At 62.3% G+C, this 10906-nt stretch carries 11 protein-coding genes and 1 tRNA gene; 3 read left to right on the top strand and 9 right to left on the bottom strand.

The annotated features are described in order from the left end of the window. Positions 1-69: 69 nt before the first annotated feature. From APH35_RS13110 to dapA, 5 genes are all read right to left on the bottom strand, one after another. Positions 70-159, bottom strand: a tRNA-Ser gene (locus APH35_RS13110). 91 nt (positions 160-250) lie between these two features. Further along, positions 251-961 (bottom strand): phosphoribosylaminoimidazolesuccinocarboxamide synthase, encoded by a 711-nt coding sequence (purC, locus tag APH35_RS13105; RefSeq protein WP_012273747.1) that lies wholly within the window; start codon positions 959-961, stop codon positions 251-253. A gap of 30 nt (positions 962-991) precedes the next feature. Beyond that, positions 992-1750, bottom strand: a complete 759-nt coding sequence (locus tag APH35_RS13100) for an MBL fold metallo-hydrolase (protein ID WP_012273748.1) — start codon at positions 1748-1750, stop codon at positions 992-994. After that, positions 1751-2872, bottom strand: a complete 1122-nt coding sequence (gene bamC, locus APH35_RS13095) for an outer membrane protein assembly factor BamC (RefSeq protein ID WP_012273749.1) — start codon at positions 2870-2872, stop codon at positions 1751-1753. A gap of 15 nt (positions 2873-2887) precedes the next feature. Then, on the bottom strand, positions 2888-3775 hold the full coding sequence (dapA, locus tag APH35_RS13090; protein WP_012273750.1) for a 4-hydroxy-tetrahydrodipicolinate synthase: 888 nt from the start codon (positions 3773-3775) through the stop codon (positions 2888-2890). Between the two features lie 259 nt (positions 3776-4034). Between dapA and APH35_RS13085 the strand changes: the two genes are divergently transcribed. Then, on the top strand, positions 4035-4595 hold the full coding sequence (locus APH35_RS13085; protein ID WP_003254741.1) for a glycine cleavage system protein R: 561 nt from the start codon (positions 4035-4037) through the stop codon (positions 4593-4595). 11 nt (positions 4596-4606) lie between these two features. Next, a complete protein-coding gene (locus APH35_RS13080; RefSeq protein ID WP_060514943.1) occupies positions 4607-5080 on the top strand; it encodes a peroxiredoxin in 474 nt (157 codons plus the stop codon). Between the two features lie 35 nt (positions 5081-5115). On the opposite strand, the gene APH35_RS13075 is transcribed toward APH35_RS13080, so the two are convergent. Together APH35_RS13075 and APH35_RS13070 are read right to left on the bottom strand one after the other, a co-directional pair. Next, on the bottom strand, positions 5116-6186 hold the full coding sequence (locus APH35_RS13075) for an AI-2E family transporter (protein WP_012273751.1): 1071 nt from the start codon (positions 6184-6186) through the stop codon (positions 5116-5118). Between the two features lie 20 nt (positions 6187-6206). After that, complete coding sequence (locus APH35_RS13070; protein ID WP_012273752.1) at positions 6207-6446, bottom strand: sulfurtransferase TusA family protein; 240 nt, start codon at positions 6444-6446, stop codon at positions 6207-6209. A 121-nt stretch (positions 6447-6567) separates the two neighbouring features. Between APH35_RS13070 and APH35_RS13065 the strand changes: the two genes are divergently transcribed. Continuing rightward, a complete protein-coding gene (locus tag APH35_RS13065) occupies positions 6568-8004 on the top strand; it encodes a M48 family metalloprotease (protein ID WP_012273753.1) in 1437 nt (478 codons plus the stop codon). A gap of 31 nt (positions 8005-8035) precedes the next feature. Here the strand turns inward: APH35_RS13065 and nadA are convergent, their stop codons facing one another. Together nadA and APH35_RS13055 are read right to left on the bottom strand one after the other, a co-directional pair. Then, positions 8036-9094 carry a quinolinate synthase NadA gene (gene nadA / locus APH35_RS13060; protein WP_012273754.1) on the bottom strand — a complete coding sequence of 353 codons (1059 nt, stop codon included), beginning with the start codon at positions 9092-9094 and terminating at the stop codon, positions 8036-8038. Between the two features lie 235 nt (positions 9095-9329). Beyond that, positions 9330-10838: a YdgA family protein gene (locus APH35_RS13055; RefSeq protein ID WP_060514942.1), complete on the bottom strand. Its 1509-nt coding sequence runs from the start codon at positions 10836-10838 to the stop codon at positions 9330-9332. Positions 10839-10906 lie beyond the last annotated feature (68 nt).

The following is a 10906-nucleotide window of genomic DNA, read 5'->3' as shown; positions in this document are numbered from 1 at the left end:
GAATGATGCAAAACAAGGCACAACGAAAAAGCCCCTGAAAGCTTTCGCTTCCAGGGGCTTCATCTTGTATGGCGGAGAGATAGGGATTTGAACCCTAGGTACTGTTGCCAGTACAACGGATTTCGAATCCGTCCCGTTCGACCACTCCGGCATCTCTCCAATGCCGCGCATCATACCAGCGTTCTTTTAAAACGCAAACCTTTTTTTAAAAAAAATCGCGTGGTATCAGGCGCTTGCGTGAACGCGCCGCTTACAGCGGCACGCCCAGGCGCTTGGCAACTTCTTCGTAGGCTTCGATCACGTCGCCCAGGCCCTGACGGAAGCGGTCTTTGTCCATCTTCTTGCGGGTTTCCTTGTCCCACAGGCGGCAGCCGTCCGGGCTGAACTCGTCGCCCAGCACGATTTGGCCGTGGAATACGCCGAACTCCAGCTTGAAGTCGACCAGCAGCAGGCCGGCGTCATCGAAGAGCTTGCTCAGCACTTCGTTGACCTTCAGCGACAGCTTTTTCATTTCGACCAACTGCTCGGCGGTGCCCCAGCCGAACGCGACAACGTGGGATTCGTTGATGAAGGGGTCGCCCTTCTCGTCGTTCTTCAGGAACAGTTCGAAGGTGGACGGCTCCAGCTTGATGCCCTCCTCCACGCCCAGACGCTTGACCAGGCTGCCGGCGGCGTAGTTGCGCACCACGCACTCGACCGGGATCATGTCCAGCTTCTTCACCAGGCACTCGTTGTCGCCCAGCAGCTTGTCGAACTGGGTCGGCACGCCGGCTTCTTCCAGTTTCTGCATGATGAAGGCGTTGAACTTGTTGTTCACCATGCCTTTGCGGTCGAGTTGTTCGATACGCTTGCCGTCGAACGCCGAAGTGTCGTTACGGAACAGCAGGATCAAGCGGTCGGCGTCGTCGGTCTTGAAAACCGATTTGGCCTTGCCGCGGTAGAGTTCGTCGCGTTTTTCCATGATTGGGCTCCGCTTGCTTGAGGTGTTGGGCTAGGCGATTTCGCGCCAGTCGAGCCCGTGTTCCTGATTCGCCACCTGGAGCCAGTCCGGGTCGCACCCGAGGGTATCGACGAAGCACTGGCGGGCCAAGTGTGGCAGGTTGTTCTTGCTGCTGAGGTGGGCCAGCACCAGGTGTTGCAGGTTGCTCCAGCCCAACTCGTGCACCAGGCGCGCGGCCTGGTGGTTGTTCAAATGCCCTTGCATGCCCCCTACCCGCTGCTTCAAAAAGGCCGGGTAGTGACCGCGCGCCAGCAGGTCGCGGCAGTGGTTGGCCTCGATCAGCAGTGCATCCAGGCCCTGGTAGCGCTCCAGCAGCAACGCGTCGTACGAGCCCAGGTCGGTAAGCATGCCGAAGCGTCGCTGGCCGTCACTGACCACGTATTGCAATGGCTCGTAGGCGTCGTGCTCGACCCGCGCCGCAGTCACTTCCAGGCTGCCGATGCGCAGGCTTTCGCCACAAGCGAGAAAACCGGCCACCTCCACCGGCTTGCGCATGCCGCGCAAGGTCCCTTGGCTGAGGTAGACCGGTACATTGTAGCGCCGTGACAGCAAGCCGACCCCATGCACATGATCAGCATGTTCGTGGGTGACCAGTACTGCGCTGAGCTGGGCCGCCGACACACCGAGCAGCGCCAGGCGCCGCTCGGTTTCGCGCAGGGAAAAGCCGCAATCGACCAGGATGAACGTGTCACCACTGGCGATCAGCGTGCCGTTCCCTTGGCTACCGCTTCCGAGTACCGCGAAGCGCACTTAGCCCAGGTGGTCCTGAATGGCGCTCAGCACGCGGCGGGCGACATCGGCCGGAGCCACGGTGTTGATGTTTTTCTCGACCGTGACCTGCACGCTCTCACCCACCTTGCTCAGGCGAACCTGGTAGCGCTCGGCACGGGCTTCACGCTCTTCCTTGGTCGGCTCGCTGCCGAACATGCGGCTAAAGAAGCCAGGCTGGTTCTGCTTGTCGTCAGGCTTTTCGGACAGGTTGATGTAGTACAGGCCCAGGCTCCGGTTGATGTCTTCGACACGCCACTCGCCACCCTGTTCCAGGGCACGGCCCACGCCAGACCAGGCGCGGTCCAGGTCAGAGCCCAGGTACAGCACCGGGTTGCCGCTGCCGTCTTCGCTCAGGCTGACGCGGCTTGGCGCGTCGAAATCGCGCGCGGCCAGCAGCGACACCGAACCGCCTTTCTCGGCGCTGCGGTTCATGCTGGCAAGCATTTCGTCGACCAGCAGGGCATCGGCACCGGTGTTGCTGGACGAGGACGGGAACGCAGGGTCGGCCGTGCTGCCAGCCGGGCGCTCGACGCTGACCACGTACACTTCGGAGGTGTTGCGCTGCACGCCAGGCTCCATGCGCACACGTACGCGCACTTCGCTGTCACCGCTGCTGGCAGTGCTGGCCAGACGCTGGCCAAGCGATGCCGACAGTTCATCGAAACGCTGCCAGGTAGTGTTGAACTCACCCGTCTGTGGGCGTTCTTCGGCAATGCGGAAGCCGTTGTCCTCGAAGAACTGGCGCGCTACCGGCCACACTTCGGCTGGCGAATGCTGGGCCAGTACCCAACGGCTGCTGCCACTGCGTTGCAGGCTGTAGTCGGTGACCTGGGCGGCACCGCCGGTCAGCGGTTGCGGGCGCGGCACTTCGAACTCGCCAGCAACATTATCGTCGGCAACGTTACGCGGAATCGGCAGCAGCGGGTCAAGACGCTTGACGTTGCTGGCGTCCGGCGGCAGCTGCATGGGCGCGGTCGGGTGCGCCTGCAGGTAGTCGCTGCCACGGTCGCGGAAATAGCCATCCTCGCCCCACAGCCAACCACACCCACTGGTGCTGGAAATGATCAGGGCAAGGGCGGAAAGACCAGCCAGTCGCTTCATGCGGTGTACTTCCTCTTAAACCAGTACGCCGGACTGGCGCAAGGCAGTACGGACTTTTTCGTGGCAGCCTTCGCTCAGCCAGGTCAGTGGCAGGCGAATGCCTTTGTGCATCAGGCCCATTTCAACGAGCGCCCATTTCACCGGGATCGGGTTGGCTTCGCAGAACAGGTCTTTGTGCAGCGGCATGAGTTTTTCGTTGATTGCGCGGGCCTTCTCGGCATTGCCCTCAAGGGCGGCCTCGCACAGGTCGGCCATTTCGCGCGGGGCGACGTTGGCGGTGACCGAAATGTTGCCCTTGCCGCCCATCAGGATCAGCTCGACGGCCGTCGGGTCGTCGCCGGACATGACGATGAAGTCCTTGCTGACGCCATCGAGGATGGCCTTGGCGCGAACCAGGTCGCCGGTGGCTTCCTTGATGCCGATGATGTTCGGCACGGTCGACAGGCGGATCACGGTCTCGGCCTGCATGTCGCAGGAGGTGCGGCCGGGTACGTTATAGAGGATCTGCGGAATGTCGACGGCTTCGGCAATGTGCTTGAAGTGCTGGTACAGGCCTTCTTGCGTCGGCTTGTTGTAGTACGGCACGACCAGCAGGCAGGCGTCAGCGCCGGCATTCTTGGCGTTCTGGGTCAGGTGCACGGCTTCGGCGGTGGAGTTGGCACCGGTGCCGGCGATGACCGGAATCGGCTTCTTGCTGTGCTTGACGCGCTCGACCACGTGCTTGATGACCAGGATGTGTTCTTCGACATCCAGCGTGGCGGACTCACCGGTGGTGCCGACAGCGACGATCGCATGGGTGCCGTTTTCCAGGTGGAAGTCTACAAGTTTGTCGAGGCTGCCCCAATCAAGACGCCCTTGTGCATCCATGGGTGTGACCAATGCCACCATACTGCCCGCAATCATGTAACTGCTCCTGCCGGAAAAAGAGAGCGGTAATGGTACTGGGGGCATCGGCCTTGCACAAGCGAAGCAGGCGGGCGGAGCATTCCCCTCGGCGCCTTATTTCGCTACCCTTGATCCTTTGATCGGTGCAGCGCGGCCCGCCGGGCCGTCGACCTTGCTCCCCGCCAGCGTCCAAGACCTCGCATGCGAGCCCCGGGCACTGCCGACAGGAGGCTTTTGCCCGTCCTGTGCCGACCGCTCATCGCTTTAGGAATGCTGCATGTCCACCCCCACCGTCCGCGAACAATTCCTTGTCATCAGTGCCTTGGGCCCAAACCCCATGGAGCTGGCCAACGTCCTCAGCCGCGCTGCCTTCGAAAACCGCTGCGCGGTGGTCACCTCGCGCCTGAGCCGCCACGGCGAGACCAGCGCCCTGGTGCTGCAGGTGGGCGGTAGCTGGGACGCCCTGGCGCGCCTGGAGTCCACCCTGCCAGGCCTGGGCAAGAAGCACGGCCTGACCCTGGACGTGGTGCGCAGCGCCGACCAGGAAGTGCGCCCACAGGCCCTGCCATACGTGGCCTACGTCAGCGCCGCCTACCGCCCGGACATCATCAATGAGCTGTGCCAGTTCTTCCTCGATCACCGCGTCGAGCTGGAAGCCATGACCTGCGACACCTACCTGGCGCCGCAAACCGGCAGCAGCATGCTCAACGCCCAGTTCACCGTGATTTTGCCGGCCGGCACGCAGATCAGCTGGCTGCGCGACCAGTTCCTGGACTTTGCCGATGCCCTGAACCTCGATGCGTTGATCGAGCCATGGCGTCCACAGAACCCAATGTAAGGAAACCGACCATGGCTGTAGCACTCGACCAACCCGTTGCCGACTTCCAGGCCCAGGCTACCAGCGGGCAAACCGTCAGCCTGGCCGAACTCAAGGGCCAGCAAGTGGTGGTGTACTTCTACCCCAAGGACAGCACCCCAGGCTGCACCACCGAGGGCCAGGGCTTTCGCGACCAGCATGACGCCTTTGTCGCAGCCAACACCGTGGTGTTCGGCGTATCGCGCGATGGCATCAAGTCGCACGAAAACTTCAAAGCCAAGCAAGGCTTCCCCTTCGAGCTGATCAGCGACAAGGACGAGGCCCTGTGCCAGCTGTTCGACGTGATCAAACTGAAGAAGCTGTACGGCAAGGAATACATGGGCGTAGATCGCAGCACCTTCCTGATCGACAAGGACGGTGTGCTGCGCCAGGAATGGCGTGGGGTGAAGGTGCCCGGGCATGTGGATGCCGTGTTGGCCGCTGCCCAAGCCTTGAACAAGGCTTGAAATTGAATGGGGCTGCATTGCAGCCCCATTCACATTCAAAGCATCGGTGACACACTCGGCTCATGTCGCGGCCAGGCATCCAGCACAGCCTTGATCAACGTCGCCAGCGGAATCGCGAAGAAGATCCCCCAGAACCCCCACAACCCGCCAAACAGCAATACCGCGCAAATGATCGCCACCGGGTGCAGGCTCACCGCCTCGGAGAACAGCAGCGGCACCAGCACGTTGCCATCCAGCGCCTGGATGATCGCGTACACCGTCATCAGGTAGATGAACTGGTCGCCCCAACCCCACTGGAACAGCGCGATCAGCGTTACCGGTACGGTCACCACCACCGCCCCCACGTAAGGCACCACCACCGACAGCCCCACCAGCAACGCCAGCAGCGCGGCGTAGTTGAGCCCCAGGCTGATGAAGGCGATATAGGTGGCGATGCCGCAGATCAGGATCTCGATACCCTTGCCGCGAATGTAGTTGGCAATCTGCCGGTTCATCTCGCTGCCCACCCGGTTAAGCAGCGCGCGCTGGCTGGGCAGGTAGCCGCTGACCCAGCGGCCGATCAGTTCGCGATCCTTGAGGAAGAAGAACACCAGGATCGGCACCAGCACCAGGTAGATCATGGCATTGACCAGCAGCGGCAGGCTGGACAGCGAAAAGGTCAGCGCCCATTGGCCAAACTTGCCGATTTCACCGCGTACCGATTCGATGGCATGCAGCACCTGCTCGTCCGACACCAGATGCGGGTAGCGCTCGGGCAACAGCAGCAACAGCGACTGCCACTTGCCGAGCATGCCCGGCAACTCGTTGAACAGGGTGATCAACTGGTGCCACAGCAGCGGCACCAGCACCAGCATGAATACCGCCAGCGCGCCCATGAACAGGGCGAACACCAGCATCACCGCCAGCCGCGTAGGGACTCGCACACGCTCCAGGGCGTTGACAAGCCCTTGCATCAGGAACGCCAGCACCATGCCGGCCAGCACCGGCGCGAGCATACCGCCCAGGGTCAGTACCGCAGTAAAAGCCAGGAACAACAGGACCGCCAGCACCACCGCTTCTTCATCGGAGAAGTAGCGCTGCATCCAGTCGCGAAGCACTTTGAACATTGACGATCCTTGGAAAAGACTCAGGCCTTGCGCAGCCAGTAAGTGTAGGTGCCGGCCTCGGCCGTTTCCTGCAGCAGGGTATGACCGGCCAACTGGGCGAAAGTGCGGAAGTCGCGCTGCGAGCCTGCGTCAGTGGCGATCACCTTGAGTACCGCACCGCTAGCCAGGCGGTTGAGCTCCATCTTTGCCTTCAACAGTGGCAAAGGGCAATTCAGCCCGCTGGCGTCCAGTTCGGCGTCACAGGTCAGGGTGTCACTCATCGCGGGGTCTCCAAAGGCGTTGCCAGACTGCTTGCTGACAGGGCCGGCTAGAATAGCGCCACTGGTCGCCAACGTGTGAGCCCGCTACAGTAGGTATCTTTGACCGACGCGAGCTTCATGCATGAATCTACTGCGCCCTACCCTGCTGACGCTGGCCTGCCTGATGGCCCTTCCCGGCCATGCTGACGACCTGCCATCACTGGGGGATGCCAGTTCCGCGATCGTTTCGCCGCAACAAGAGCACCAACTGGGCCGCGCCTGGCTGAGCCTGCTGCGCGGCCAGGTCAACCAGCTCAACGACCCACAGCTCAAGGACTACGTCGAAACGAGCGTGTACAAGCTGGCCGAGACCAGCCAGCTGCAGGACCGGCGCCTGGAGTTCATCCTCATCGACAGCCGCGAGCTCAACGCCTTCGCCGCGCCGGGTGGAATCGTCGGGGTCAACGGTGGACTGTTCCTCAACGCTCAGACCGAAGGGGAATACGCCTCGGTTCTGGCCCACGAACTGGCGCACTTGTCGCAACGCCACTTCGCCCGCGGCGTCGAAGCCCAGCAACGCATGCAATTGCCGATGATGGCTGCACTGCTGGCCGGCATCGTGCTGGCCGCCGGTGGCGCTGGCGATGCGGGTATCGGCATGATCGCCGGCACCCAGGCAGCGGCCATCCAGGAACAACGGCGCTTTTCGCGGCAGAACGAACAGGAAGCCGACCGCATCGGCATCCAGAACCTGGAAAAGGCCGGCTACGACCCGCGCAACATGCCGACCATGTTCGAGCGCCTGGCACGCCAGTATCGCTATGACGCCAAGCCGCCGGAGTTCTTGCTGACTCACCCGGTGACTGAATCGCGTATCGCCGACACCCGCAACCGCGCCGACCAGGCGCCCAAAGGCGGCATAGAAGACAGCATGCGCTACCAGCTGATTCGTGCTCGGGTGGCGCTGACCTACGAAGGCACCCCAGGGCTTGCCGCCAAGCGCTTTCGCGCCCAGTTGGACGAAGACCCGAAACTGGACGCCGCGCGCTACGGCCTGGCCCTGGCACAGATCAAGGGCGGCCAGCTGAACGAGGCGCGCGAGTTGCTCAAGCCGCTGCTGGCCAAGGCGCCGAACGACATCACCTACAACCTGGCACAGATCGACCTGGACATTACCAACAATCGCCTGGCCGATGCACAACAGCGGGCCGAGCGAATGCAGGGGCTGTACCCGGGCAACTACCCGCTGAAGCAAGTGCGTGCCGACCTGCTGGTAAAGCAGAACAAGCCTGCCGAGGCGGAGAAGGTGTTGAACGAGCTGGTCAAGAGCCGACCGGACGACCCGGATGTGTGGTACGACATGGCCGAAGTACGCGGTTTGTCGGGCAATACCATTGGTTTGCACCGGGCGCGGGCCGAGTACTTCACCTTGGTTGGGGACTTTGACCAGGCGATTCAGCAGCTGGACTACGCCAAGCGCCGGGCGGGCGGCAACTTCCCACTGGCCTCGCAGATCGATCAGCGCCAGCGCGAGATCATGGAGCAGCAGCGCATGGTTCGGGAAATGATGGGGCGCTGAGAATCCGGGGGCGCTTTGCGCCCCAGCATTTTCAGGCGTTACCAGACAGCTTCAGGCGTGCCGCCTGGGTAAAGTCCAGCATGCGGTTCAGCGGCTTGATCGCCTTGGGCACCAGCGCAGGGTCGACGAAAATCTCATCGCCGCCCTTGCGCAGGCAGTCCAGCACCCGCTCCAGGGTGTTCATCGCCATCCACGGGCAGTGCGCGCAGCTGCGGCATGCCGCGCCGTTGCCGGCGGTAGGCGCTTCGACGAACTCTTTATCCGGACACAACTGCTGCATCTTGTAGAAGATGCCACGGTCGGTGGCGACGATGAAGGTCTTGTTCGGCAGCGTCTGAGCAGCCTTGATCAGTTGGCTGGTGGACCCGACCGCGTCGGCCAGCTCGATCACCGCTTCCGGCGACTCGGGGTGCACCAGGATCGCAGCATCCGGGTACAGCGCCTTCATGTCGGCCAACTGACGCGACTTGAACTCCTCGTGAACGATGCAGGCACCGTCCCACAGCAGCATGTCGGCACCGGTCTGCTTCTGGATGTAACGGCCCAGATGCTGGTCCGGCCCCCAGATGATGGTTTCGCCGTTGTCCATCAGGCTTTCGACGATTTCCAGCGCACAGCTCGACGTCACCACCCAGTCGGCACGTGCTTTCACCGCAGCGGACGTGTTGGCGTAGACCACCACGGTGCGCTCAGGGTGCTGGTCGCAGAAAGCCGAGAATTCTTCTACCGGGCAGCCCAGGTCGAGCGAGCAGGTGGCCTCCAGGGTCGGCATCAGCACGCGCTTTTCGGGGGTGAGAATTTTCGCCGTCTCGCCCATGAAACGCACACCGGCCACGATCACGGTTTCGGCCGGGTGGTTCTTGCCAAAACGGGCCATTTCCAGCGAGTCGGACACGCAGCCGCCGGTTTCTTCGGCCAGCGCCTGGATAACCGGGTCGCAGTAATAATGGGCAACCAGCACGGCATTCTGGGCTTTGAGCTCGGCAGCGATGGCCGCACGGTATTCGGCCTCCTGCTCGGCTGTCAGCGGATTGGGCTGCTTGGCGTCGAGGTGGGCCTGAACCAACAGGCGTTCGGAAATCTGGGTCATGATCGCTGGACCTGCAGGCGCGCGTGCGCGTCAAATCGAGTGTATCACCCGGCCCTGGCAGATCGGCTAAGGGTGCCGGACGGCACACTGGCCGCCACGGCCCTCTGCGGGCGCGGATTATTATCGGAGGCCGAAGGCTACAGACAATCCAGCGATTTCTAAAGTGGTTTTTGTTTTGCCTGCACAGGCCTCTTCGCGGGCTCGCCCGCGAAGAGGCCTGTGCAGGTTCAATCGATCACTCCTGCGGCGACAATGCCGCCAGGTGTGCGGCCATGAGCATGGCGAATTCTTCCACAGTCATCTTCTTGCCGTTGAAATCGACCATGCCATCGGCATAGTGCAGGCTGCTCACCACATCGTTGCCTTCGACAGTCGCCATGCCGCTCTGCAGCGCCATCATGCCGACCATCTCCCCCGCCTGGCCCGACTGCATGGCAATCGCCTGGGCGTCGGTCTGGCCGTCCAGCAGTGCCTGCAGGGTCGCCAGGTCACCGATCATCGGCTTGGACAGCGACAACTTGCTCTTAACCTCGGTGATCATCTGCTTGCTCAACTGGTCCGACGGCAGGTCGAAGCTGGCCGGGGCGGTGAAGCCCATCGACAGATTGAAGCGGCTCTCGCCATTGGCCGTTTTGAACGACAGGTTTTCTACCGCGACCTTGGGCTTGGCAGCCAGGAGTTTCTGCAAGTCGCCCTGGAACCTGGCTTTTTCGGCGTCGTCCATCTGGATTTGCGGTACTGGCTGGCCGGCTGCGGAGGCGGCCTCGAATTCCGGCAAGTGTGCCTGGTACCACTTCGACAATGCCTGCAGCGCCGGGGCGTTGACCGAGGAAGCGCTCACCGCCATCTGCGCCTTGCCTACCGCACGGCCATCCCAGGTGATGTCGCCGACCTTGTACTCCACGCGGCCACCCACGGTGTCCGGGCCGTCGAGGCTTTGCACGGCGTTCTGCTCCAGACCCTTGATCAACAGCACCTGCTGTTTCGGCCCCAGGGTCACCTTGGTTTCGGCCAGCGCCAGGTCGACGTTACCCACGTAGATGGCGTCGTGCTCGGTGGCGGCAAGGTTGCCACCAACCGTCAGGCCGTTGAGTTCGAATGTGGCAGGCGGCTGATCATCGCGCACAAGTTTCATCACGAAACGGTCGGCCTGCCCGTGGAATTTCGAAGCCTTGCCTTCCTTGTCGCCACTGGCTTCAAACTGCATACCCGAGAAATCGAGGCTATTGCCATCTGCTTCGTCGAGCTTGATCGGTGCCAGTCGGACCTGGCTGACCACATTGCCGTCGTATCCCAGGCTCGTCTGTGCACTGACCGGGGCCTGCTCGCCTGCGGCGGCAAACCACGGCGCGGTGGCATCGTCCTTTTGCAAGGTGCTGTTGCTAACTGCCAGTACAGGCATCAGCTTGAGCGCCTTCACCCGCGACCAGGGGAACGGGCCGTGCTCGATCTGATCGGTCACACCTACGTCGAAATTGATCACCTCGCCCTCACCCACGTTGATGTCGCGGGCCTTGAGCCGGTATTGGGCGGTACTGCTGAAGAAATGCTGCTCCAGCGACACCCGCTCGATGCTCATGCTGCCGCCGGTGCTGACCAGGGCCTTCTTGAGGTCGGCGTTGCTGCGGGCAAGGGCGTTGTCCAGCTCGGCAGGCAGCTGCTTGCCGGTGTACCAGGCGCCAGCAGTGGTTGCGACGGCAATGGCGATCGCCAGGCCGGAAAGGATGCCAACTGATTTCTTCATGAATAGAACCGATTGCTGTCCGTAAGGGCTTCGATGGCGACCAGAGGCCACGCAGAAAGCGAAGAGTA

This window comes from Pseudomonas sp. NBRC 111132 (genome assembly GCF_001320565.1).
GTDB lineage: Bacteria > Pseudomonadota > Gammaproteobacteria > Pseudomonadales > Pseudomonadaceae > Aquipseudomonas > Aquipseudomonas putida_P.
Note: the sequence above shows the minus strand (reverse complement) of the source record. Positions and strands in the feature narration are given on the sequence as shown.